Origin of the sequence: Larkinella soli (assembly GCF_003703975.1) — a bacterium.
Taxonomy (GTDB): domain Bacteria; phylum Bacteroidota; class Bacteroidia; order Cytophagales; family Spirosomataceae; genus Larkinella; species Larkinella soli.
Window position 1 is genome coordinate 335,817 of sequence record NZ_QTJY01000004.1, and the last position, 22,906, is coordinate 358,722.

At 57.3% G+C, this 22,906-nt stretch carries 23 protein-coding genes; 12 read left to right on the forward strand and 11 right to left on the reverse strand.

Features of this window, described 5'->3' with window-relative positions; all coding sequences use genetic code 11:
- Positions 1-63: 63 nt before the first annotated feature.
- Positions 64-1,599 carry a 2,3-bisphosphoglycerate-independent phosphoglycerate mutase gene (gpmI, locus tag DX909_RS13180; protein WP_128545640.1) on the forward strand — a complete coding sequence of 512 codons (1,536 nt, stop codon included), beginning with the start codon at positions 64-66 and terminating at the stop codon, positions 1,597-1,599.
- Positions 1,600-1,742: 143 nt separating this feature from the next.
- On the forward strand, positions 1,743-2,288 hold the full coding sequence (locus DX909_RS13185; RefSeq protein WP_128545641.1) for a hypothetical protein: 546 nt from the start codon (positions 1,743-1,745) through the stop codon (positions 2,286-2,288).
- Between the two features lie 9 nt (positions 2,289-2,297).
- Here the strand turns inward: DX909_RS13185 and DX909_RS13190 are convergent, their stop codons facing one another.
- The 4 genes from DX909_RS13190 to DX909_RS13205 form a co-directional block, all read right to left on the reverse strand.
- Positions 2,298-3,101 (reverse strand): TPM domain-containing protein, encoded by an 804-nt coding sequence (locus DX909_RS13190; protein WP_128545642.1) that lies wholly within the window; start codon positions 3,099-3,101, stop codon positions 2,298-2,300.
- Complete coding sequence (locus DX909_RS13195) at positions 3,102-3,536, reverse strand: TPM domain-containing protein (RefSeq protein ID WP_206512998.1); 435 nt, start codon at positions 3,534-3,536, stop codon at positions 3,102-3,104.
- Between the two features lie 230 nt (positions 3,537-3,766).
- The gene (locus DX909_RS13200; RefSeq protein ID WP_128545643.1) at positions 3,767-4,348 is read right to left on the reverse strand and encodes a LemA family protein; all 582 of its coding nucleotides are present in this window, start codon (positions 4,346-4,348) and stop codon (positions 3,767-3,769) included.
- A gap of 68 nt (positions 4,349-4,416) precedes the next feature.
- The gene (locus tag DX909_RS13205; protein WP_128545644.1) at positions 4,417-5,862 is read right to left on the reverse strand and encodes a DASH family cryptochrome; all 1,446 of its coding nucleotides are present in this window, start codon (positions 5,860-5,862) and stop codon (positions 4,417-4,419) included.
- A 75-nt stretch (positions 5,863-5,937) separates the two neighbouring features.
- Between DX909_RS13205 and DX909_RS13210 the strand changes: the two genes are divergently transcribed.
- On the forward strand, positions 5,938-6,726 hold the full coding sequence (locus tag DX909_RS13210) for an SDR family oxidoreductase (protein WP_128545645.1): 789 nt from the start codon (positions 5,938-5,940) through the stop codon (positions 6,724-6,726).
- A 45-nt stretch (positions 6,727-6,771) separates the two neighbouring features.
- Here the strand turns inward: DX909_RS13210 and prfA are convergent, their stop codons facing one another.
- On the reverse strand, positions 6,772-7,845 hold the full coding sequence (gene prfA, locus DX909_RS13215; RefSeq protein WP_128545646.1) for a peptide chain release factor 1: 1,074 nt from the start codon (positions 7,843-7,845) through the stop codon (positions 6,772-6,774).
- 267 nt (positions 7,846-8,112) lie between these two features.
- Here prfA and DX909_RS13220 point away from each other — a divergent pair, with 267 nt between their 5' ends.
- From DX909_RS13220 to DX909_RS13230, 3 genes are all read left to right on the forward strand, one after another.
- Positions 8,113-8,691: a hypothetical protein gene (locus tag DX909_RS13220; protein WP_128545647.1), complete on the forward strand. Its 579-nt coding sequence runs from the start codon at positions 8,113-8,115 to the stop codon at positions 8,689-8,691.
- 108 nt (positions 8,692-8,799) lie between these two features.
- A complete protein-coding gene (locus DX909_RS13225) occupies positions 8,800-10,152 on the forward strand; it encodes a Gfo/Idh/MocA family protein (protein WP_128545648.1) in 1,353 nt (450 codons plus the stop codon).
- On the forward strand, positions 10,152-10,877 hold the full coding sequence (locus DX909_RS13230) for a 3-keto-disaccharide hydrolase (RefSeq protein WP_128545649.1): 726 nt from the start codon (positions 10,152-10,154) through the stop codon (positions 10,875-10,877). Before DX909_RS13225 ends, DX909_RS13230 begins: the two co-directional genes overlap by 1 nt.
- A 3-nt stretch (positions 10,878-10,880) precedes the next feature.
- Here the strand turns inward: DX909_RS13230 and DX909_RS13235 are convergent, their stop codons facing one another.
- From DX909_RS13235 to DX909_RS13245, 3 genes are read right to left on the reverse strand one after another with little or no spacing between them, the layout of a single operon-like run.
- Positions 10,881-11,267, reverse strand: a complete 387-nt coding sequence (locus DX909_RS13235; protein WP_229311036.1) for a RidA family protein — start codon at positions 11,265-11,267, stop codon at positions 10,881-10,883.
- Entirely contained in the window at positions 11,264-12,316 is a 1,053-nt protein-coding gene (gene mnmH / locus DX909_RS13240) for a tRNA 2-selenouridine(34) synthase MnmH (protein WP_128545749.1), read from the reverse strand. Before mnmH ends, DX909_RS13235 begins: the two co-directional genes overlap by 4 nt.
- Before the next feature lie 10 nt (positions 12,317-12,326).
- The gene (locus DX909_RS13245; protein WP_128545650.1) at positions 12,327-13,052 is read right to left on the reverse strand and encodes a pyridoxine 5'-phosphate synthase; all 726 of its coding nucleotides are present in this window, start codon (positions 13,050-13,052) and stop codon (positions 12,327-12,329) included.
- Between the two features lie 122 nt (positions 13,053-13,174).
- Between DX909_RS13245 and DX909_RS13250 the strand changes: the two genes are divergently transcribed.
- The 4 genes from DX909_RS13250 (at position 13,175) to DX909_RS13265 (ending at position 16,812) form a co-directional block, all read left to right on the forward strand.
- A complete protein-coding gene (locus DX909_RS13250; protein ID WP_128545651.1) occupies positions 13,175-13,627 on the forward strand; it encodes a GatB/YqeY domain-containing protein in 453 nt (150 codons plus the stop codon).
- Entirely contained in the window at positions 13,624-14,208 is a 585-nt protein-coding gene (locus DX909_RS13255; RefSeq protein WP_206512999.1) for a CvpA family protein, read from the forward strand. Before DX909_RS13250 ends, DX909_RS13255 begins: the two co-directional genes overlap by 4 nt.
- The gene (gene rlmN, locus DX909_RS13260; protein WP_128545652.1) at positions 14,205-15,272 is read left to right on the forward strand and encodes a dual-specificity RNA methyltransferase RlmN; all 1,068 of its coding nucleotides are present in this window, start codon (positions 14,205-14,207) and stop codon (positions 15,270-15,272) included. Before DX909_RS13255 ends, rlmN begins: the two co-directional genes overlap by 4 nt.
- Positions 15,273-15,399: 127 nt before the next feature.
- Positions 15,400-16,812, forward strand: a complete 1,413-nt coding sequence (locus tag DX909_RS13265; RefSeq protein WP_128545653.1) for an inorganic phosphate transporter — start codon at positions 15,400-15,402, stop codon at positions 16,810-16,812.
- Between the two features lie 34 nt (positions 16,813-16,846).
- Here DX909_RS13265 and DX909_RS13270 read toward each other — a convergent pair whose 3' ends face one another.
- The gene (locus tag DX909_RS13270; protein ID WP_128545654.1) at positions 16,847-17,662 is read right to left on the reverse strand and encodes a lysophospholipid acyltransferase family protein; all 816 of its coding nucleotides are present in this window, start codon (positions 17,660-17,662) and stop codon (positions 16,847-16,849) included.
- Between the two features lie 242 nt (positions 17,663-17,904).
- Here DX909_RS13270 and DX909_RS13275 point away from each other — a divergent pair, with 242 nt between their 5' ends.
- Complete coding sequence (locus DX909_RS13275) at positions 17,905-18,597, forward strand: porin family protein (protein ID WP_128545655.1); 693 nt, start codon at positions 17,905-17,907, stop codon at positions 18,595-18,597.
- Between the two features lie 104 nt (positions 18,598-18,701).
- On the opposite strand, the gene DX909_RS13280 is transcribed toward DX909_RS13275, so the two are convergent.
- A complete protein-coding gene (locus DX909_RS13280) occupies positions 18,702-20,837 on the reverse strand; it encodes a protein-disulfide reductase DsbD family protein (protein WP_128545656.1) in 2,136 nt (711 codons plus the stop codon).
- A gap of 212 nt (positions 20,838-21,049) precedes the next feature.
- The gene (locus DX909_RS13285) at positions 21,050-21,883 is read right to left on the reverse strand and encodes a phytanoyl-CoA dioxygenase family protein (RefSeq protein ID WP_128545657.1); all 834 of its coding nucleotides are present in this window, start codon (positions 21,881-21,883) and stop codon (positions 21,050-21,052) included.
- A gap of 141 nt (positions 21,884-22,024) precedes the next feature.
- On the opposite strand from DX909_RS13285, the gene DX909_RS13290 reads away from it, so the two are divergent.
- Positions 22,025-22,894, forward strand: coding sequence for an AraC family transcriptional regulator (locus DX909_RS13290; protein WP_128545658.1), 870 nt, complete (start codon positions 22,025-22,027; stop codon positions 22,892-22,894).
- The last annotated feature ends 12 nt before the right edge of the window (positions 22,895-22,906 follow it).

Sequence of the window (22,906 nt, forward strand, 5' to 3'; positions counted from 1 at the left end):
TCTATCTTTGCGGCTGATTCGATCAAGGGTTTGATCGCTAACCTGTTGTGGTAGTTTTGCATTATGAACAAGAAAGTCATCCTGATGATTCTGGACGGCTGGGGCATCGCCAGCAAGAAGGAAGTGTCGGCCATCGATGCCGCCGACACCCCCTTTGTCGACTCGTTATATCCTAAATATCCTCATAGCCATCTGTTGGCTTCGGGGCTGTCGGTAGGTTTGCCGGAGGGGCAGATGGGAAACTCGGAAGTCGGCCACATGAACCTCGGTGCCGGCCGGATCGTCTATCAGGACCTGGTCAAGATCAACAAGGCGGTGGCCGAACAGACGCTGGACAACGAGCCGGCCCTGGTCGATGCGCTGAATTACGCCAAAGTACAAGGAAAGAAGGTACACTTCATCGGGCTGGTTTCCGACGGAGGTGTTCACTCGCACATCAATCACCTGAAAGCACTCTGTTCGATTGCCCATAACCGGGGCCTGACCGACGTATTCGTTCATGCCTTCACTGACGGACGGGATACCGACCCCAAAAGCGGCTACGGCTATCTCGAAGAACTGGAGCAGCACATGAACGCCACCGGCGGCCGGATTGCCACCGTGGTCGGGCGGTATTATGCCATGGACCGGGACAACCGCTGGGAGCGCGTCAAACTGGCCTACGATGCCATGGTGAAAGGCGTCGGCAGCCAACAGACTTCGCCCGAAAACCTGCTTCAGGCCGTTCAGGAATCCTATGACGCCGGAGTGACGGATGAATTTATCAAGCCGATCATCGTGACGCAGCCCGACGGCAGCCCGGTGGCGACCATTCAGGACGGCGACGTCGTGCTGTGTTTCAACTTCCGCACCGACCGGGGCCGGGAAATTACCCTGGCGCTCACTCAGCGCGACTTTCCCGACCAGGATATGAAGAAGCTGAACCTGTATTACGTCACGATGACGAATTACGACAGCGACTTCGTGGGCGTCAAGATCATATACGACAAGGACAACCTGAGCAATACGCTCGGTGAGGTCGTGTCGAAAGCCGGCCGGAAGCAGATCCGGATTGCGGAGACGGAGAAATACCCGCACGTGACGTTCTTCTTTTCGGGTGGCCGCGAGGAGGTGTTCCAGGGTGAAAAGCGACTTCTGTGCCCGTCGCCGAAAGTGGCTACGTATGATCTGAAGCCGGAAATGAGCGCCTTCGACATCCGCGACGCCATCCTTCCGGAGCTGGAACGTGAGGAAGTCGATTTCGTGTGTCTGAATTTTGCCAATACCGATATGGTGGGTCACACGGGCGTATTCGAAGCCGCCGTGAAAGCCGCCGAGGCCGTCGATCAGTGTACGCAGGCCGTCGTCACGACCGCCCTGCAGCATGGATATTCGACCATCATCATCGCCGACCACGGCAATGCCGACTATATGATCAACGAGGACGGTACGCCCAATACCGCCCACACCACCAACCCGGTGCCCTGCATTCTGGTGGACAGCGAGTATCATCCGAAGCTGAACAACGGGGTTCTGGCCGACATTGCCCCGACGATTCTGCAACTGATGGGCATTCCGCAGCCCGACGAAATGAAAGGCCGCAGCCTGATCGTTTCCTGAGTCGGCCGCAGCGTTGCAGGTGGGTTTCCGTTTGCGAACTGCCTGCAGCGCTGCGCAACTTTTCGGCCCGCGATGGTGTTCGCAGACAAAGGGCCTCGCATCACGCACCCCTGACGGATTCGGACAGGGGCTTTTTTATCGCTATGAAATTTTTGTACGGAATTACCTTCGTTCTGCTGCTGGCCGGCTGTAACAACCCCGCAAAAGAAGCGCCCGTCGGCACTTATTACGACCTGAAATCCTACGTTGAGCAGCAGATCGGTCAGCTCGACCGGCAGAAACCGGCCGTCGTCAAGCAGGTGGGCTTCGGCAGCCAGCGCGAGCGCCAGACGGTGAAAGATATCAACTGGAGCCGGGAACTGGATTTGTTCCTTCAGGCCGACATCAACAAGCAGGCTTATCAGGCAAGCTACCAGAAAACCCGCCCGGATTCCCTGACGTACGAATACCGCCTGAAGCCCGGTGAACACCTGACCGTCCGGTATCTGCGCGTCCAGGTGGACCCGGCCAGCCGGAAGCCCCGGCGCATCGACGCCACGCTGAATACCAAAAACTCGCTGTATGAATCGGAGCGGAAAGTATGGCTGGAAACCCGGGGAGGCACCGTCAAGCGGTATCACATGGAAGGATTCCAGCAGCTGGCCTGGTTAGAGAAAAAGCAGTTTGTCGTCGACGGTGAGGTACAGTAATCGCCGGTGTCAATAGTCACCGCCGGCACCGCCCCCGCCGAAACTACCGCCCCCGAAACCGCCGAAGCCTCCGCCACCGCCACCCCCTCCCCAGTTGCCGGAGGAGCCGCCCCAACCTGAAAAGGTGGTCGGCGGGAAGGGTAAGGGGAAAAAGCCGCCCCCCCGGTTGCGATTTCGATTTCCACCGCCCCGGTTCCGGCCGATCCAGATCAGGAGCAGAATCCCCAGAAAGATAATCAGTATGAAACCCAGCCCGGACCCGCCATCCTCCTCCGAACCCTCGGCCTGGTACTCTCCGCTGGCCCGGCGGATGATCTCCGTGGTGGCTTCATCCAGCCCCGCATACCACTCCTGATTTTTAAATCGCGGGATGATGATCTGGCTGACGATCCGTTTGGCGATGGCATCGGGAATTGCACCTTCCAGCCCGTAACCGGTCGCAATAAAGACTTTGCGGGTGTCGGTGGCCCAGGTCAGTACGAGGCCGTTGTTTTTCCCCTCCTGCCCGACGCCCCATTTCCGCCCGACCTGAAAGCTGAAGTCCCCGATCGGATAGGGATCGGTGGTGCGGACGATCAGAACGACGATCTGGGTCGAGGTCGAGTCGTTGTATCGGCGCAGCTTCTGCTCCAGTTGCTCCCGTTCCCCGGCGCTCAGAATGCCGGTGTAGTCATTGACCAGACGCGGGGGATTGGGCCTGTCAGGAATGCCCTGATCCTGCCCGAACGCCCACAACGAGGTCAGAACCAGCAGCAAAGCCGCAAGGACACGGACGGGTGGAGCAAAGCGAAATAAGACGAAGCGTAGGTTCATTTAATGTGAAATTTCGTCGGAAAGCTCGTTGGTGTCGTCGGTCAGGCGGGGAAAATACTGCCGCAGTTGCCGGCCGGCCCGTTCGATTCCCTGACAGAAACCTTCCGTAAACCGCCCGTTGCGGAAATGATCCCGCATGATTTCCTTCGTCGACTCCCAGAAGTTTTCCGGTACGGCCTTATCGATTCCCTCATCGCCCAGAACGGCGAATTTCCGGTCTTCGGTAGCCAGGTAAAAAAGCACTCCGCTCCGCTGGGCGGTTTTATCCATCTCAAGCTGGTGAAAGACCTGCACCGCGCGGTCGAGCACTTCGGGCGTCGGGCAGTGCGGCTCGATATGCACCCGAATCTCCCCCGACGTTTCCAGCTCCGCCGACCGGATCGCCTGGATGATCTGCTGCTGCTGCTCAGGGGTGAAGAGTTGGATGGAGGACATGGGTAGTTTAGGCGTTAAGGATTTTAGGGGTTAGGGAGTTGGAGAGGTCTGTCATCCCGAGGAATGAGGGATCTGGTGCTTCGGCGCTCAGGGCAGCCGGTCATTCAGCGGCAGGATCCCTCCTGCGTCGGGATGACAGACCGTGGAATGGCAAACCAAACCGCTGGGATGACAGGGCCGGAATGACCACACCTCAACCCCCAAACCCCCCAACTCTTTTACTCCTCGATTTAGAACTGAACCGATGGTGCCTGCTGGGCGGCCTGGGATGCTTCGAAAAGGCCCCGGCGGCTGAAGCCGAATACACCGGCAAAAATATTGTTGGGGAAGGATCGCACCGAACGGTTGTATTCCGTGGCAGCCCCGTTGAAATCATTTCGGGACACGGCGATGCGGTTTTCGGTGCCTTCCAGCTGGGCCTGTAATTCCTTGAAGTTCTCAGTGGCCCGGAGCTGCGGATAATTTTCGGCCACGGCCAGCAGTCGTGACAGGGCACCACCCAATTGATCCTGAGCCTGCTGGAAGCGCTGGAGATTCTCCGGCGTCAGCTGGTCGGCATTCAGGTTGATTCCCGTAGCGCTTGCGCGGGCTTTAATGACGGATTCGAGGGTGCTCTTTTCAAAATTGGCGGCTCCTTTGACCGTGTTGACCAGGTTGGGAATCAGGTCGGCCCGACGCTGATATTGGGTTTGAACGTTGCTCCAGGCCCGGTCTACCTGAGTGTCCTTGTCGACCAGCCCGTTGTAGGAACTGCAGCCGTAGAAACCCAGAATCAGAGCCAGCACGATCACGATAATAAGACCTCTTGACATGGTAGTTAGCAGGTTAATTGTTGGACCCAAAGTTGGGTAAAACTAAAGGTTTAACGTTAAAATTTACACTATCGGATACTTTCGGCCTTAATCCACTTGTCGGGGTTGATGATCGGAAGCGGATAATCACTTCCCAGCCGGACGCCATACCGATTCTGCTCCTCCGGACTAAGCTGCCAGACGGTATGCACCTTTTCAGGCGGAACCCCGGCCAGTTCCGGAAGCCAGTGTCTGACGTACACGGCCTGCTCGTCATAGTGCAACGCCTGCGAGTACACGTTGAAATACCGGTTGCCGCGGGGGTCGTTGCCGACACCGGCCACGTAGTTCCAGTTGCCCCAGTTGCTGCACACGTCATAGTCGGTGAGCATGCTCTCGAACCAGGCGGCTCCCCAGATCCAGTTGATGCCGAGGTCCCGGACCAGAAAGCTCGCGACGTTCTGCCGGCCCCGGTTCGACATGTACCCGGTTCGCAGCAATTCCCGCATGTTGGCATCGACGAACGGAATGCCGGTCTGACCCAGTTTCCAGCGCTCGAACACCTCCGGGTCTTCGCGGTAGGTATAACTCAGATCGTGCCTGATGCCGCTCGGCTTGAAAATCCGGGTCCCGAACTTAAGAGCGACGAACCGAAAGAAATCCCGCCATAATAACTCGAAAATCAGCCAATAAGTTGACTCGTTGGCGACCCGCTCGCGTTCATACCGCTTCACTTCTTCGTAAATCTTCCGGGGTGACAGGCAGCCTGCCGACAGCCAGGCCGAAAATTTTGAAGAATAATCCGGCCCGATCATCTGGTTGCGGGTCTCTTTATACGTTTTCGGCAAATCCCGGTTCCAGACATAGGCTTCCAGATGCCGGAGCGCAGCGGTTTCTCCGCCCAGCTGCCGGATGGCCGCCCGCTCATCCGACTCCGGCATTTCATGGAAACCCAGTTCCGGAAGCGTCGGCAGGGTTCCGGTTTCGAGGCCCTCGGGCAGCCGGATGCGCGCCGGTTCGGGAAACGTGGGCCGGACCGACACCTTGTTTTCCACCTGATTCCGGAAGGGCGTGAACTGATCGGGTAGTTTGAACAGGTTGAACGGCAGGTCCCGGACGTGGTATAGCGACGCCATCCAGAACAGCTCCATGTCGATGTTGTAGGTTTTCAGCCGCTTGCTGATACCGGCTTCGATTTCCGTTTCCTCCTGGGTGACCTCCTTACTCGTATAGAGGGCCTCCACCTCGTAATCCCGGGCCAGTTCCAGCAGGATGGGTTCGGGGTCGCCGATCCGGATGAGCAGGTCACCGCCCAGCGCCCGGAGCCGGCCTTGCAGGTCGGCGACGGCTTCGAGCAGGAACCGGGCGCGGAACGGTCCTGTTTTACGGAAACCGAAGCGCGGAATGGTGGCGAAAAGCCGCGGGTCGAAACAATAGACGGGAATAACCTCCTCGGCATTTTCGGTCGCTTTCAGGAAGCCTTCGTTATCGTGAAGACGCAGGTCGTTCCGGTACCAATAGAGGATACGTTTCATGGGCGAGCTATGATTACCCTGATTAAATGCTTAATTAGAACCTTTTGTTTGGATTAATCAACTATACAACCCGAGATGAATTTATCACTGACCGGAAAAACGGCCGTCGTCTGCGGAAGCACGCAGGGCATCGGCCGGGCCGCGGCCGTCGAACTGGCGCTGCTGGGAGCAAACGTAACGCTGCTGGCCCGAAATGAGGAAAAGCTGAAAGAGGTGGCCGGGCAGCTCGACACCGCCCAGGGCCAGAAGCACCAATACCGGGTGGCCGATTTCACCCGGCCGGAGGAAGTCAAAGCCGCCGTCGAAAGCTACCTGAAGGAGTTTCCGGAGGTTCATATTCTGGTCAACAACACCGGCGGACCGCCTTCCGGCCCGCTGATCGACGCCCGGCCGGAGGAGTTCCTCAACACCTTCGCGGCCCACCTGATCAATAATCAACTGCTGGTCCAGGCCGTGGTTCCGTCGATGAAGCGGCTCGGCTACGGACGTATCGTCAACATCATCTCCACTTCCGTTAAGCAGCCGATTACCGGCCTGGGCGTTTCCAATACCATCCGGGGTGCGGTGGCGCAGTGGGCCAAGACCCTGTCGCTGGAAATGGCGCGGTTCGGGATCACGGTCAACAACGTGCTGCCGGGGACGACGCGCACGGCCCGCCTTCAGACGGTTCTGGACCTGCGCATGAAGAAGGAGGGTATTTCGGCGGAGGAAGCGGAGCAGAGGATGCTCAGGGAGATTCCGGCCGGGCGGTTTGCCGAACCGGAGGAGGTAGCGGCCGCCGTGGCCTTTCTGTGTACGCCGGCCGCTGCGGCCATCAACGGCATCAACGTGCCGGTCGACGGCGGCAAAACCGGCTCGCTGTAAAAGAAAAGGGGCGGTGTTACGACACCCGGTGTTCGCCACCCGGTGTTACGCCACTGCCCCTTCCTTCAGTTTTTCGGCATTCTCCGCAATCCGGAGCTGCTCGATAAATTCGTCGATATTGCCGTCCATCACCGCCGGGAGGTTATAGATCGTCAGGCCGATGCGGTGGTCCGTCACGCGGCTCTGCGGATAGTTATAGGTCCGGATCTTATCGGAACGGTCACCGGTGCCGACCATGGATTTCCGCTGGGAGGAGATGGCGTCGTTGTGTTTCTGAAGCTCGATCTCGTACAGCCGTGAACGCAGCACCGTCAGGGCTTTGTCGAAGTTCTTCAACTGCGAACGTTCGTCCTGACACTGCACCACCAGGCCGGTCGGGATGTGAGTGAGACGAACGGCCGAGTAGGTGGTGTTGACCGACTGACCGCCCGCGCCGGACGAACAGAACGTATCTTTCCGGACGTCGTTCATGTTGATCTCCACGTCGACTTCTTCGGCCTCCGGCAGCACCGCCACACTGGCCGCCGAGGTGTGAATCCGTCCCTGAGACTCGGTGGCCGGAACGCGCTGAACCCGGTGGACGCCGGACTCGAACTTGAGTTTACCGTAAACGTCTTCTCCTTCCACCTGGCAGATGATTTCCTTGAATCCGCCGGAAGAGCCTTCGGTATAGTCCATGAGGGACATCCGCCAGCCCATGCGGTCACAGAAGCGCTGATACATCCGGAACATGTCACCGGCAAAGATGGAGGCTTCGTCGCCCCCGGTTCCGGCCCGGATTTCCAGAATCACGTTCTTGCTGTCGTTGGGGTCCCGCGGAATCAGCATCTCCTTCAGCGCTTCTTCCAGGGGTTCCCGCTGCGGAACCAGTTCATCGAGTTCGGCCTTCGCCAGTTCGCGCAGGTCCTCGTCTTTTTCGTTGGCGAGCAGGTCCTTCGCCCCATCAATGTCCTGCAACAGTTTCTTATAGAGACGATACTGTCTGACGATCTTGTCGAGGTCCTTGTATTCCTTGCTCAGTTTCATGAACTTCTTCTGATCCGAAACGATCTCCGGCATCATGATCTGCTGGGCAACCTCGTCAAACCGCTCCTTGATGGCTTCTAATTGGTTGATCATAATCTTCTCCTGGGAGGAGTGAAACGATTACTGCTACGCTCTCGCCGGCTTTTCACTCCTGATTTTAAGGTATGGATTCACCGACTGCTGACTATCCCGGCCTGTCGACGGGAAGTTTCACCGGAAACCGGTCCGCCGGTGCGGCATTCAGGCAAAGGTAAGAAAATTCGGTCAGTCGGTCGTTCCGTCGTACTTTTGTCAACGAAACGGAAATACAAATCATTGTTTATTTAGATGACAAGAATTGGCGTTACTAAGTTCCTGACTATGAATCGTTCCTTTCGCCTTTTTATGCTGCTGCTGCCGGCTTTTTCCGCCTGCAATTCGGATCGCGTTCAGAACACCCGGGAACTGGCTCTGGAGATGAACGACCGTAAAATTAAACGCGTGACGGATGCCCAGCTGGTGTCGACGGCCGATGAGTGGGGCAAGGCGCTGGTAATCACCGCCCGGAAAAGTCTGACGAACGAACTGGCTAAAACACCGGGCGGCCCCGCTACGCCCCTCTGCCGGCTGGAAGGCCTGCCGGTTATTCAGAAACTGGAGAAACAGTATGCCGTGTCGATCGACCTGCTGAGCACGGAGGAAATGAAAAATCCGGCCCTGAATCCCAAGGAGCGCGAACTGCTCGACGCCTACCGGTACAATGCCGAACGGAAACTGGAGCAGAGCGACAACGTCCAGAAGATTGCCGACACGCTTTTCGTCTACAACGCGCCGGTACCGACCGATGACCCTATCTGCCGGACCTGTGCCGACAGTGCCGCCCTGCCGCTGGTGATCTGGCGGGTCGTGTTTAACAAACGGGAGATCATCCGGCGCATCAACCCACGTAAACTCAGATAAAAAGCCGCGGAATAGCACGGAAACCTGAATTTATTGCACGGAAAGGAAGAGAGAATTCGTACATTTAGCGCTGACTGCATACGCCCCTTAACCAGTTTCTTTTCGTCTATGGATCATCCAAACAACAAACCGAACTCCCCGGTGAGCCGGCGGGGATTCGTCAAAGGCGCTTCGCTCGCGCTGGCCGGTATCACCATCGTCCCCCGGCACGTGCTGGGCGGGAAAGGCTTCATCGCACCTTCCGATAAACTTAACGTGGCCGGCATCGGCATCGGCGGAATGGGTAAAAGCAACCTGAACGCCCTCGCTCCGACCGAAAACATCGTGGCCCTCTGCGACATCGATGAGAAATATGCGGCCCCGGTGTTTGAAAAATATCCTAACGCCAAGCGGTATAAAGATTACCGCAAAATGCTCGAAGCCCAGAAGGATATCGACGGCGTCGTGATTGCCACCCCCGACCACCTCCACGCCATCCAGGCGTCGACGGCCATGAAACTCGGCAAGCACGTCTACGTACAGAAACCGCTGACGGTGTCGGTCTGGGAATCCCGCGAACTGGCCCGGCTGGCGAAAGAAAATCCGAAAATCGTCACCCAGATGGGCAACCAGGGCCACTCCTCGGACGACGCCCGTTCTCTTAACGAATGGATCGCCGACGGCGCCATCGGCAAGGTGACGGAGGTGCACGTCTGGACCAACCGTCCCATCTGGCCCCAGGGGATTCCGGCCCCGACCGAAGCCGTCGAAGTGCCCTCGACGCTCGACTGGGATCTCTTCCTCGGACCGGCTCCCTACCGGCCCTACCACCCGGCCTACACCCCGTTCAAATGGCGCGGCTGGGTCGACTACGGGGCCGGGGCGCTGGGCGATATGGGCGCCCACCTGGTCGATCACCCCTACTGGGCGCTGGGCCTGAACCCGCCGATCAGCGTGGAAGCCTCCTCGACGCCGTTCAACAAACAAAGCTACCCGATGGCGTCGATGGTGACCTATGAGTTCGCCACGAAGGACAAGAAACATCCTGTCCTGAAAATGACCTGGTACGACGGCGGTATTCTGCCGCCCAAACCCCTGGAACTCGGCAACGAATCCGTCGACAAAGGCGGGGGCGTGCTGTACATCGGAACGAAAGGCAAGCTGATGCACGAAACCTACGGCCGTAACCCGCGCCTGCTGCCGAAGGAAAAGATGGAAGCCTATAAAAAACCGGCGCAGACCTATCCGCGCGTCGGCATGAGTCATGAGCGCAACTGGGCCGAAGCCTGCAAGGGCAACGGCAAGGCCACCAGCCCCTTCGAGTATGCCGGGCCGCTCTGCGAAACCATGCTGCTGGGCATCGTCGCTCTGTACAGGCAGGGAACGAAGCTCAACTGGGATACGCAGAATATGCAGTTTACGAACGCTCCCGAATTGAACCCGTACCTCAAACGCGAATACCGGCAGGGCTGGGTCATCTGATGAAAAAAGCGTTTTTACTCACCGTAACCTTTCTATCCGGTCTGGTTTCCGGCATGGCCCAGACCCCGAACACGCTGACGGCACAGGAACGCAGGGAAGGCTGGAAGCTCCTTTTCAACGGAAAAGATACCGCCGGCTGGCATACCTATGGTAAGCAGGGCATCGGGTCGGCCTGGCGCATCGAAGACGGCGCGCTCAAACTCGACGTGCCGGTGCGGGCCGGAAACAAAGCCAAAAACGGGGGCGACATCGTCACGGATGCGGCCTTCAAAGGCGACTTCGAGTTCAAAGCCGACTGGAAGGTTTCCCGGCTGGCCAACAGCGGTATCTTCTTTTTCGTGACCGAAGCGCCGGCCTACAAGGAGCCGTACCATACCGGTCTGGAACTTCAGGTGCTGGACAATGCGATCTATGAGGGTGCCCCGGAGAACAAACACCGGGCCGGCGATTTCTTCAGCGTCTCCAATGCCCGCATTCGGGAGCCGTCGCCCGTTGGGGAGTGGAACCAGGTGCATTTCATTCTCAAAGGCCGGACGCTCTCCGTCTACATGAACGGCTATCTGATTCAGGAGCATAACCTCGACAGCGCCGACTGGAAACAGCGGATCGCGGCCAGCAACCTGAAAGCGGCCCCGATCAGCACGGGACAACTGGCCGGCCGCATCGGGTTGCAGGATTGGGGCAGCACGGTCTGGTACCGCAACATCAAGTTCCGGCAGCTCTGAGAATCAGGCTTCCCGGCGGACGGCCACGGCTTCGATCTCGATCAGAAAGCCATAGTGCAGTTCTTTGGTCGGGACCACCGCCCGGGCGGGTTTGTGGTCTCCGAAAAAATCGGCGTAGACGGCATTGACCCGGTCCCAGAGGGAGATGTCGGCAATGTACACGGTGGTCTTCAGGATGTGCGACAGATCGCTGCCGGCGGCTTCGGCGATGGCCCGCACGTTTTCCAGCACCTGCCGGGTCTGAGCCTCGATGGGGCCGGTCAGATTCTCCTTCGTGACCGGATGAATCGGCAACTGGCCCGAAATGAAGACCAGGTCCTTCCAGACGGTGGCCTGCGCATAATGCCCGGCAGGCAGCGGGGCGTCAGGGGTTTCGACAGACTCGATCATGAATGCGCAAGGGTAGGGTTCAGCACTTCGTCGGCCCACCCGATCAGTCGGCGGGCGGTTTGGGCCGGATCGTCGGCGGCCAGTTCGAGGGGGAATACGGTTTCCTTTTTTCGCTGGGAAAGGCCGTGCAGATAAGCTTTGTCGTAATACGCGAGGGTCAGGTCGGCGACGGCCGCGTAATCCTTTCGGGCCAGCGCATCGAGGGCGTCCCGATAGGCTTTCCCGCCCAGCCGCCTTTCGATTCGTCGGGTGGCCTCTTCCAGCAGTCCATGGTCCGTGCGGCCGTACTCTCCAACCAGCCGTTCGATCCGGGCGGCTTTCGGAAGGTCGAGAAAAGCCACGGGGGCGGTTTGCATCTGGAGCCAGAGCGCGTGCGGAATAAAGCAGGCGCCGATGCTTTTGCTTTCATCCTCCAGCCAGATCCGGCGGGCGGGGTCCAGCTTTCGCCACTCCTGAAACACCAGATTTTCAAACTGTTCGGTGGAAGGCTGCGGAGGCAGACCGATGGCCCCGTAGGAGGAGCCTTTGTGGTTAGCCAGGGCTTCCAGATCGATCACCTGCTCGCCCGAAGCCGCCAGCTGTTTCAGAATGTCGGTTTTTCCGCTGCCGGTTTTTCCGCCCAGAACGATCAGCTTCCGCGGTTCGGCGAAGCTGTCCAGCACGGTAGTACGGTAGGCTTTGTAACCGCCGGCGAGCGTCGAAACGGTCAGGCCGGCGGTGTTCAGCAGCCAGGCAAAACTGCCGCTGCGCATCCCGCCCCGCCAGCAATGCACCAGCACCTCTTTCCCTTTCGGGTTCAGTTTGCGGGATTGCCGCACAAACGCGGAAAGCTTCGGCCCGACCAGCTCCAGACCCAGCAGCACGGCCGAGTCTTTGCCGGCCTGCTTGTATTTGGTGCCGACCAGGGCCCGCTCGGTATTGTCAAATAGCGGAATGTTGACGGCCCCCGGAATATGGGCATGATCGAACTCCCCCGGCGACCGAACGTCGATCACCGGCATTCGCTGCGCTCTCTCTAAAAACTCCTCGACCGACAATGGCTCGACCATCATTTATTGCTTATTCACGATTCGAATCCAATTCCCGAAGATACAACTGAATCGTGTTTTCCAGACCGAAATACAGGGCATCCGAGATCAGGGCGTGGCCGATCGAGACTTCCAGCAGATTGGGGATGTTGCGCTGAAAATACTGCAGGTTCTCCAGACTCAGGTCGTGTCCGGCGTTGAGGCCCAGTCCCAGTTCGCCGGCCAGGTTGGCGGCCTGGATGTAGGGAGCAATGGCGGCCTCGCGGTTGGCGGCATAATGGGCTGCATACGGTTCGGTATACAGTTCGATGCGGTCGGTGCCGACCTCTTTGGCCCCCTCGACCATCCTCAGGTCCGGATCGACGAAAATCGACACCCGGATGCCCAGATCCCTGAAGCGGGAAACCAGGTGCCGGAGGTATTCGCGGTGCGAGACGGTATCCCACCCGGCGTTGGACGTGACCGCATCGACCGCATCGGGAACGAGCGTCACCTGCTCCGGCCGGACGCGGGTCACCAGCTTGATGAACCGGTCGTCGGGGTTACCTTCGATGTTGAATTCCGTCGTCACGACTTCCTTCAGGTCCAGCACGTCCTGATACCGGATGTGCCGCTCATCGGGACGGGGGTGAACCGTAATGCCCTGGGCGCCGAAGCGTTCGCAGTCCAGCGCGACCTTCACCACATTGGGATTATTACCGCCCCGCGAATTTCGAAGCGTGGCAATTTTGTTGATATTGACACTAAGACGGGTCATCGGATGGGATTGAATGGTTGAATGATTGAAAGGAGGCCGGTTTTGTTTGTAACTTTGGCGACGTTTCAATGGTTCCGAAGCGAAGTTACTCTAAACGTACCACATTAAACCTACAGCAAGGCATGTCGCTGAAGCAACAAATCGATACCGATATCAAGGAAGCCATGAAGGCTAAGGAGCAGGACCGCCTGCGGGCGCTGCGGGCCATCAAGTCGCTGATCCTGCTGGAAGAAACCAAAGACGGCGCGGCCGGCGGAGACCTGAAACCGGAAGACGAACTGAAGCTCCTGACCAAAGCCGTCAAGCAGCGGAAAGATTCGGCGGACATTTACCGCGCCCAGAGCCGGGAGGACCTTCTCCAGGCCGAACTCGCCGAGATCGCCGTCATCGAAAAATACCTGCCGCAGCAGCTCTCCGAAGAGGAACTGCAAACCCGCATCCGGGAGATCATCGCCCGCGTCGGAGCCTCGGGACCGTCGGATATGGGCAAGGTGATGGGCGTCGCCACCAAAGAACTGGCCGGACAGGCCGAAGGAAAAACGATCTCCACGGTGGTCAAGAGCCTGCTGAGTTGAAAACCCTCGATATCCTCATCCTCATTCCACTGCTCTGGGGGGCGTACAACGGCTACCGTAAAGGCCTCCTTGTGGAGATCGTAGCCGTGATCGCCTTTATCGTGGCCATGATCGTGGGGTTCAAGTTTCTGGGGTTCGGCATCGACCTGCTGGCCCCATACATCAGTATGGAAATGGCCCGGCGGCTGCTGCCGTGGCTGGGCTTCTCCATCATCTTTTTTCCGACCGTCTTTCTAATCAACCAGATCGGCTTTTCCCTGCGCCGGTCGCTGAAATACACGATTCTGGGCACCTTCGACAGTGTAGCCGGTGCCCTGGTCGGAATTTTTACCTGGATTTTCGGAATTAGTGTAATGCTCTGGTTGTTAACCTGGATGGGGATACGGATGCCCCCCAAACACACCCAGGAAACATACCTGTATCCGATCGTCGTGCCGGTGGCTCCCAAAGTGATGGATGTTACCTCGGCCTGGATACCGGTCGGTACGAACTGGATCCGAAAACGGAAAGAAGAATTATCACACAGAAAGTCCGGCGATGTGATCGCGATACCGGCGCTGAAGGAAGGAAAAAAGGGATGATTGCTACGAAGCAGGACATACGGAAACTCAATACCGAACAATTAAAAACGTGGCTCGGCCGGCACGGCGAACCCGGTTTTCGGGCCAAACAGATTCAGGAATGGCTTTGGAAGCACTCCGTGCGGTCGTTCGACGACATGACCAACCTGTCGCTGAAGACGCGGCAGCTGCTGGCCGAACATTTCGAAATCCGGACGCTGTCGGTGTCCCGGCAGCAGCAAAGTTCGGACGGTACCATTAAATCGTCGTTCCGTCTCTACGACGGCAACCTGGTCGAAGGGGTGCTGATTCCGGCCCTCCGCCAGGCGGACGACGACCGGATGACGGCCTGTATCTCGTCACAAGTAGGCTGCTCGCTGACCTGCAAATTCTGCGCGACGGGGTACATGGACCGAAAACGCAACCTGGAAGCCTTCGAGATGGTCGATCAGGTCGTCTCCATCGACCGGCAGGCCCGCGAAACCTACGGCACCGGCCTGACCAACATCGTCTATATGGGTATGGGCGAACCCTTGCTCAACTACGCCAACATGCTCGAATCGGTCGAACACATTACCTCGCCCGACGGCCTGGGTATGGCGGCCCGACGAATTACGGTCTCGACCGCCGGCATCGCCAGGATGATCAAAAAGCTGGGCGACGATCAGGTGAAATTCAACCTGGCGCTCTCGCTGCACGCGGCCAACGACGTGAAGCGCAACCAGATCATGCCGATTAACGAGAGCAACTCGCTGCCCGCCCTGGCCGAAGCCCTGAATTATTTTTATAAGAAGACCGGCACGCGGGTGACGTTCGAGTACATCGTGTTCTATAATTTCAACGATACGCTTCAGGACGCCAGAGAACTCTGGCAGTTTACCAAAAAAGTGCCGGCCAAAGTCAATATTATCGAGTATAACCCGATTGCCGAAGCCAGTTTTAAGAATACCGATCCGCAGACGCTCGACCGCTTTGCCGGCTTTCTGGAAGAGCGGGGTGTGGTGGTCAACGTGCGCCGGAGCCGCGGAAAAGACATCGATGCCGCCTGCGGGCAACTGGCAGGGAAAGAGAATAACCCGTCATGATTCCGGCACAGGCGGAGCAGGTACTTAATATTTACTTAACATTGCCCTCGAAAGTTTACCGTATTTTTGTAGCAGTATCTATGCTTTTCGGTAAAAGCATGCCCCATTATTACAGACTTGTACCTGCATGTTCGGATTAGAAACGGATATTTTTATCCTCCTTTCCCTCTGTCTGTTTGCCGCCTGTGCCTTTGAATTTGTCAACGGTTTTCACGACACGGCCAACGCCGTCGCCACCGTCATCTATACCAACTCCCTGAAACCCAATGTGGCCGTCGTCTGGTCGGGCATCTGCAATTTCGTCGGCGTACTGCTGGGCGGAATCGGCGTGGCGATGGGGATCGTCAATCTGCTCCCCGTCGAGCTGCTGGTCGACCAGAACGTCTATCACAGCATCGCCATGGTGCTGGCCCTGCTGTTCAGCGCCATCATCTGGAACCTGGGCACCTGGTATTTCGGTCTGCCGAGCTCCAGTTCCCACACCCTGATCGGCTCCATTCTCGGGGTCGGCCTGGCGTTTTCCACGATGGTAGACACTAACAACCGGGGCGGGGTGAACTGGGAAGAAGCCTCCAAGATTGGAAGGGCGCTGCTGCTGTCGCCCCTGATCGGTTTCAGTCTCGCCATCATTCTGATGTACCTGCTCCGGAAGCTGGTCGGGAATAAAGATCTGTTCAAGGAACCCAAAAAGAATACTCCCCCGCCGACCTGGATCCGGTCCGTTCTGATCGTCACCTGTACGGGGGTCAGTTTCTTCCACGGTTCGAACGACGGGCAGAAGGGCGTCGGCCTGGTCATGCTGATCCTGATCGGGATCACACCCGCCTATTTTGCCCTCAATTCCAATGTCGACCCGACTACGATGCGGGCCAACCTTGTTCATATTCAGCCGATTATTCAAAAAATTGATACCGTGGGCCTGTCGGCCGCCGACCGCAGCCGCCTGAGCGCCACCAGAACAGAACTGGTCGATCTGCAGCGTCGGCTGGACCTCCCGCTGGTAGCCGGTAAGTTCAGGAATGAGGAGCGGCTGCAGATCCGACGCGACCTCCTGCTGATCAACAGCAACATCAAAAAACTGATCGAAAGCGAGAACGTCGACCTGAGTGCCGCCGACATCGCCACCCTCAATGCCAATCTGGATGAGAAAAAGGGACTTCGGCGTTTCACCGACTATGCGCCCCTTTGGGTCATTCTGATGATCGCCCTTTCCCTGGGCCTGGGAACGATGGTCGGCTGGAAGCGGATCGTGGTGACCATCGGTGAAAAAATCGGAAAGCAGCACCTGACCTATGCCCAGGGCGCTTCGGCCGAACTGGTAGCCGCCACGACGATCGCTCTGGCAACGCTCTACAAGGCGCCGGTCAGCACGACCCACATGCTTTCTTCGGGAATTGCCGGGAGTATGGTCGCCAGCAAGGGGATCAAAAACCTGCAGGGCGGCACCATTCGGAACATTGCTCTGGCTTGGGTGATGACCCTGCCGGTGTCGGTTACGCTCTCTTTTACCCTGTATCTGTTTTTCCGCTGGCTTCTTTAAGGTGAAACCCCGGCCGACGGCCTTTTAGGCCGGCCTATGACATCCACGTCAGTTTTTCTTTCGGCACGTCCTGTTCGATGGCCGACCGGACCTTGTCCACCAGCGTCTCGATCGGTTCATCGATCCGGTATTCCAGCGGGGCTTTGAAACGCACCGATAAGACCGTGTTGCGTTTTTTGAACCGCAGACCCTTCTTATCAAACGCCCGCCGAAAACCGTTGATCACCACCGGAATCACAATCGGGTTCGTATTCTTCATGATGTGGGCCGTACCTTTCCGGACGGGGGCGTAAGGGCTGGTCGTGCCCTGCGGAAAACTGATCACCCAGCCATGATCCAGGCCCATGGCAATCCGGTCGTTGGCCGTCGTATCGACTTCCCGGCTGACGTCCTGCCCTTTCGACCGCCACGAGCGTTCCACCTGAATGGCGCCCCCCAGCGCAAAAATCCGGGGAACCAGCCCTCCCTTCATCGTTTCACTTGCCGCAACATAATAGGTCCTGGCTCTGGGACACAACAGGTAAACCGGTGGAACGATGGAATTGCGCATCTTCCATTTTACACTGCAAAAAATGTGGTAAAAAGCAATGACGTCGGCAAAATAGGTCTGGTGATTGGACAGAAACAGCACGTTTCCGGCCGGCAGGTTTTCCAGGTGTTCCGTCCCCTCGATTTTCAGTTTGTTGTAAAGCGTATAGCGGAAGTAGGTGAAACAGCCGAGGATCGTGATCAGGATGCGTCTGAAGAACAGGAAGTTTCCAAACGGGTCAAGTTCAAAGAGGCCCAGGAAGTCCAGGGCGTCCAGCGGTTTCGGAAGGAGGCTGTATCGGATCGGTTTCGGATACTTCATTCTTGAGACGGACGAATCAGAGACTACATCCGTAAAGCTACAAAAGCAATACAATGTTTTCAATAAATAGTACCATCCTCCGACTCCGATACAGGATAACTGAACGTTAAATTTTTTTTTACATCCGATTAATCCATGCCTTCCGGTTGCTGTCCAAGCAACAGATTCACGAAAAAAGAGGCTATGACTCACTTTACCTGCCTGAAATAAAAGTGCAACCAACCTATTTAGATTTTATCTCCATGAAACGATTTACGCTGGCAGGAATAGCCGCTCTGGCCTTACTCATCGTTCAAACCGCTACCGCTCAGGTGCAGGTCGGCTTCCGGGCCGGGGCCAACTGGGGGGCGGTTTCGAAACCTGACCTGATCGACACTTTTTCTCCGGAGTTCAAACCGTCTCCGGGTCCGACCGGGGCCGTATTTCTCGAATTTCCGGTCAGCGACCGGGTCAGCATCCGGCCGGAAATCGCCTATATCCGGAAGGGCTTCGTGATCAATGAAGGCTTCGATTTCAGCCTCGGCAGCTGGGAGATTCCGCTGGGTGCCCGGGTGGCCTACCAGACGAACTACGTCGAACTGCCGGTGCTGGCAAAAATTAACCTGAACGACGGTCCGGTACAGGTTTACCTGATGGCCGGCGCGGCCGCCGGGTATGCCGTCGACGGCCGCATCCGCACCCGGGCCAGTGCGCTGTTCCGGACCCGTCCCATCGATATTCCCATGAGCATGGACGGTTTCGGTTTCAACCGCTGGGATTTCAGCGGGATCGGCGGGCTGGGCCTGAGCGCCGAAGCCGGCGTCGGGAAGTTCTTCGTCGAAGCGCGGTATGAACACGGCTTCTCCCGTCAGTACGACCTGCCGATGCTTCAGCTTCCGATCCGGAACCGGGGCCTCAGTGCTTCCATCGGGTACTCGTTCCCTATCGGTCGGTAAGCCATTCTAAAGATAGTTTGTGTGTGTTTAAGGGTTAGAGTTGAAAAAGAAAAACCCGGGGCGTTTGCTCCGGGCTTTTTTATGTTCTTTCGGTAAAAAACGGCTTATTCCGACCGCCGGGAAAGCGTTACCGGCGACTGAAAATTTTTCTTGCCCTCATCCAGAAAAGCGGCAAAGTTCTCCGGATTCAGGTCATAATTCTTCGGCCGGACGAGCAGCCGCCCATTCGGATCGACGAGGCAGTAATGCGGCTGTGCGTTGTTGTTGAACCGGACGATCTGGAGGTCGGCGTTCTGGGCGCCGATGGTTTTCTTGGGTTTGTTGTCGTAGGTAGACGTATACCAGTCTGCCTCCGGAAGTTCGGTTTTGTCGTCTACATACAGCGCCACCACGACGTAATCTTCGCGCAGGCGCTTCAGAACCGGCTCCTCCGACCAGACGCGGGCTTCCATTTCCCGGCAGTTCACGCAGCCGTGTCCCGTAAAGTCGATGAACACCGGCTTATTCACTTTTCGGGCGTAATTCAGCGCCTGTTGGTAGTCGAAAAAGCCCTGCAGCTGGTGAGGAAGCCGGAACAGTTCGGAATATTTGGGCTTTTCGCCCAGCGCAGCAACCGGGGTGCCGACGGCGGCCGTCTGGTTGGTCAGGTTGAAATCCTGCGAAGTTTCGGGCGGCAGGTAACCCGCCAGCGCCTTCAGCGGAGCGCCCCACAGCCCCGGAATCATGTACACGACGAAAGAGAAGGTAACGATGGCCAGCAGCAGCCGGGGGATGCTGACGGTTTTGGTCTCGCTGTCGTGCGGCAGCCGAACTTTTCCCAGCAGGTAAAAGCCGATCAGCGAGAAGATAACGACCCAGAAAGCCAGGAAGATTTCGCGGTCGAGCAGGTTCCAGTGGTAGACCTGATCGGCGATGCTCAGGAATTTAAGGGCCAGGGCCAGTTCCAGGAAGCCCAGCACCACCTTCACCGAGTTAAGCCAGCCACCCGATTTGGGCAGGCTTTTCAGCCACTGCGGAAAAGCCGCAAACAAGGTGAACGGCACCGCAAAAGCCGCCGAGAAAGCCGCCATTCCGGCGATGGGCTTGATCACCTCACCCCCCGCCGAAGCCACCAGCAGACTGCCGACGATCGGACCGGTGCAACTGAAAGAAACCAGCACCAGCGTGAAGGCCATGAAGATGATCCCCAGAATACCGCCTTTTTCCGCCTGCGCGTCGGCCTTGTTGACCAGAGAGTTAGGAAGAACGATCTCGAACAACCCGAGGAACGAGAGGCCGAAGACGAAGAAAATGGCAAAGAAAAGCAGGTTCGGCAGCCAGTGGGTGCTGACGAAATTGGCAAAGGCCGGGCCGTTGATGCGGGACACGAGCGTACCGACGAGCACATAGATAGCAATAATGGAAACCCCATACAATACGGCCTTCCAGGCCCCGTGGTCCTGCTTCGTAAAGTAGCTGACCGTCATCGGGATGATCGGGAAAACGCAGGGCGTGAGCAGGGCCAGCAGACCCGACAGGAAAGCCGCCACCATGAAACCAAGCAGGGAGCCGTCGGCGTTCTCAGGCTCGGCCGCGCTCAGGTCGGGAACGGGGGCAACCGCCTTTTCGGAAGCGGAAACGACGGTGTCGGTCGCGGTGCCGGCATCGGCGGAGGCTGTAACGACCGCTGAATCAGCGGCCGACAGTCCGGGAGTGGGTTGAGCTTTGGCCGGTTCGGTGGAAGCGACGGGCTCGGAGAGAGGAGCCGTTTCCGCCGTGGCGGTTCCGACGGTTTTGATCTTCACCGAAAATTCCTGTTCGGCCGGGGGGAGGCAGGTGGTCCCGGAACAGGTCTGGTATTCGAGCGTGCCTTCGATCACCGGGTTGGCTTTTCGAATCCGGATTTTCTGGACAAAAGTGGCTTTGCCCTCGAAATAACGCACTTTCGCACTCCAGACTTCTTCAAATTCTTCTTTGGGACCGAGCGAGACGAGAGGACCGATTTTCTCGAAGCTTCCGTTTTCCTTCCATTTGGCCGAGGTGACGATCGGCCCGATGTCCGGGTTCAAATCCGAGGAATACATATGCCAGCCGTTGTCGAGGGTGGCGTTCAGCCGTATTTCCACGACCTCGCCCACTTTGGCTTCCGGCCGGGATGCGCCGAAGGTCCAGTGCGACGGATCTTTCTGAATTTGCGCCGAAGTCGTCAGTGAAAATAGGATGGCGGTCAGAAAAGTGAAAAAGAAACCAACTTGTTTCATACCGGGGGGTTACTTGTTGCCCAAGCTAATAACACGATTTCCACAAAAATATTTCCAAATGGGAAAGGATTCACCATCGGACAAAAAAACACCCCGCCGGAGCTCCAGCGAGGTGTTCTGTACAACCAACCTATGAATTGATAATGAATTAAATACGGTAGTCAGGTAGAAAAAGGACTATTCAAGGTTCGTCCTTTTTCGGAAAGTTCTCCTCAATAGGTGAAAAGCACCGGATTTAGTGAACTTTCGGGTTTGCTGCCGACCGGATAGCTGTCCAACCAGGTGGTCCAGTCGGCCTGCTGAAAAGAGTTTTTGGGTTTAGAAATAGTCTGATCTTTGTCCATGTAAATCATCGTCATGACCTTCCGCGGGGCTCCGGAGGTGTTCGGGCCGGCGCGGTGGAACGTCCAGCCGGCGTGGAAGCTGACCTCGCCCAGTTCGAACGGCGTGTCATTGACGTTGAAATTCAATTTCTTTAACTCTTCGCTGAGCCGCTGCTCACTTTCGTCGCTAATTTCGATGTCGCGGCCGATTTCGACGTTCTGGCTGCGTTCGGCGAAAGCCAGGGGTCCCATTTCCATCGGAGTCGCCTGCAACGGGATCCAGACCGTAACGGTCTGGGGAGAAGCCAGCGGCCAGTAGAACTGGTCGGCATGCCAGGGCGTCAAACCGCCCGAAGGCTCTTTATAGAGTGCCTGGTCGTGATACAGCCGGACGCCCTGAACCCCCATCAGATCCGTCGCGATTTTGGCCAGCCGACGGGAGAAGACGAATTCGCGGGCGGAAGCGTCTTCCCGCCAGAGGTTCATAATCTGAAGGAACGCCCGCTCGTAGGTGGTGCGCTCCTCCATGGGTTTGGTCAATGTGTTCAGCCTGAAGACCAGCTCGGTAATGATATCACCGTAATACTGGAGAACCTCCGGGCTGAGCACATTTTTCAGTTTGACGTAGCCGTATTCACGGTAGAAGGCAGTCGCTTCGGCGCTGACTGCATACTCCGTTTCCAGTTCATGAAGCAGAGATGCTTTGTCAACGGCTACTTGCATAATGGTAAAGGTTTAGGAAAATCAGTAATACAAAGTTGGGTCAATATTTTCTTGTAAAAATTTAATTCTTTTACCGATAAGTGTATAATTTTGACTTTTGTTCAGCATATTGATTTGCTACGAGTATAAATACCGCATTTTGTGAAAGCTTTATTTGAAAAGATTGAATTGGGTGAATACAACTCTTTGCGGGTCATTTACCTGTCTCAGCCTTATTTCGATGCGCCCTGGCACTATCACCCGGAGTATGAACTGACCTACGTCATCCGAAGCCGGGGCAAGCGGTTCGTCGGAGACCATGTGGAAGCGTTCGGCCCGGGTGACCTGGTGTTGCTGGGGCCGGACCTTCCCCACCTGTACCGGAACGACGACGAGTACTACCACCCCGAGTCCGATGAGATTGGAGAAGCCATCGTCGTGCAGTTCGCGCAGGCGCTGGGCGACAGCTGGCTGCCCCAGCTTCCGGAAGCCCAGCCGCTGACGGGCCTGCTGACCCGCGCCCGCTACGGCCTCCGGTTTGGGCCTGAAAAGGTGCTTGAGGTACGCGACCGGCTCTACACCCTGCTGGAAACCGACGGCCTGGAGCGGCTGCTGCGGCTCCTCTACATCCTCCAGATGCTCGCTCAGGACGGAGATGCCGTCATGCTCGCCAGTGATAATTACGAACTGAAAGCCACGGAAGCCGAAACCGAGCGGATGAAACGGGTACTCGACTATATGCTGGGGCATTTTCGGGAGGAAATCCGGGTCGACAATATTGCCTCGGTGGCCGGTATGGCCCCGGCGGCTTTCTGCCGGTATTTCCGGAAGCGGACCCGCAAGTCGTTCATCGAATACCTGAACGAACTTCGGATCAGCCACGCCCGCAAGCTGCTTGTGGAGTCGGACATCAGCGTGAGTCAGGTCGGGCTGGAGTGCGGGTTCAACAACATTTCGCATTTTCACCGGCAGTTCAAACTGCATACCGGCACCACCCCCCTGAAATATCAGGCGCTTCAGCAGACCAAGTAACCGGACGCCCGG

What these genes read in the sequence shown, in the direction of transcription:
- gpmI (WP_128545640.1), top strand. Translation starts at nt 64, where the DNA reads ATGAACAAGAAAGTCATCCTGATGATTCTGGACGGCTGGGGCATCGCC.
- DX909_RS13235 (WP_229311036.1), bottom strand. Translation starts at nt 11,267, where the DNA reads ATGATCGAGTCTGTCGAAACCCCTGACGCCCCGCTGCCTGCCGGGCAT.
- rlmN (WP_128545652.1), top strand. Translation starts at nt 14,205, where the DNA reads ATGATTGCTACGAAGCAGGACATACGGAAACTCAATACCGAACAATTA.
- DX909_RS13205 (WP_128545644.1), bottom strand. Translation starts at nt 5,862, where the DNA reads ATGAAACGTATCCTCTATTGGTACCGGAACGACCTGCGTCTTCACGAT.
- DX909_RS13250 (WP_128545651.1), top strand. Translation starts at nt 13,175, where the DNA reads ATGTCGCTGAAGCAACAAATCGATACCGATATCAAGGAAGCCATGAAG.
- prfA (WP_128545646.1), bottom strand. Translation starts at nt 7,845, where the DNA reads ATGATCAACCAATTAGAAGCCATCAAGGAGCGGTTTGACGAGGTTGCC.
- DX909_RS13195 (WP_206512998.1), bottom strand. Translation starts at nt 3,536, where the DNA reads ATGTCCTCCATCCAACTCTTCACCCCTGAGCAGCAGCAGCAGATCATC.
- DX909_RS13200 (WP_128545643.1), bottom strand. Translation starts at nt 4,348, where the DNA reads ATGTCAAGAGGTCTTATTATCGTGATCGTGCTGGCTCTGATTCTGGGT.
- DX909_RS13210 (WP_128545645.1), top strand. Translation starts at nt 5,938, where the DNA reads ATGAATTTATCACTGACCGGAAAAACGGCCGTCGTCTGCGGAAGCACG.
- mnmH (WP_128545749.1), bottom strand. Translation starts at nt 12,316, where the DNA reads ATGGTCGAGCCATTGTCGGTCGAGGAGTTTTTAGAGAGAGCGCAGCGA.
- DX909_RS13190 (WP_128545642.1), bottom strand. Translation starts at nt 3,101, where the DNA reads ATGAACCTACGCTTCGTCTTATTTCGCTTTGCTCCACCCGTCCGTGTC.
- DX909_RS13270 (WP_128545654.1), bottom strand. Translation starts at nt 17,662, where the DNA reads ATGAAGTATCCGAAACCGATCCGATACAGCCTCCTTCCGAAACCGCTG.
- DX909_RS13285 (WP_128545657.1), bottom strand. Translation starts at nt 21,883, where the DNA reads ATGCAAGTAGCCGTTGACAAAGCATCTCTGCTTCATGAACTGGAAACG.
- DX909_RS13245 (WP_128545650.1), bottom strand. Translation starts at nt 13,052, where the DNA reads ATGACCCGTCTTAGTGTCAATATCAACAAAATTGCCACGCTTCGAAAT.
- DX909_RS13275 (WP_128545655.1), top strand. Translation starts at nt 17,905, where the DNA reads ATGAAACGATTTACGCTGGCAGGAATAGCCGCTCTGGCCTTACTCATC.
- DX909_RS13230 (WP_128545649.1), top strand. Translation starts at nt 10,152, where the DNA reads ATGAAAAAAGCGTTTTTACTCACCGTAACCTTTCTATCCGGTCTGGTT.
- DX909_RS13225 (WP_128545648.1), top strand. Translation starts at nt 8,800, where the DNA reads ATGGATCATCCAAACAACAAACCGAACTCCCCGGTGAGCCGGCGGGGA.
- DX909_RS13220 (WP_128545647.1), top strand. Translation starts at nt 8,113, where the DNA reads ATGAATCGTTCCTTTCGCCTTTTTATGCTGCTGCTGCCGGCTTTTTCC.
- DX909_RS13280 (WP_128545656.1), bottom strand. Translation starts at nt 20,837, where the DNA reads ATGAAACAAGTTGGTTTCTTTTTCACTTTTCTGACCGCCATCCTATTT.
- DX909_RS13265 (WP_128545653.1), top strand. Translation starts at nt 15,400, where the DNA reads ATGTTCGGATTAGAAACGGATATTTTTATCCTCCTTTCCCTCTGTCTG.
- DX909_RS13185 (WP_128545641.1), top strand. Translation starts at nt 1,743, where the DNA reads ATGAAATTTTTGTACGGAATTACCTTCGTTCTGCTGCTGGCCGGCTGT.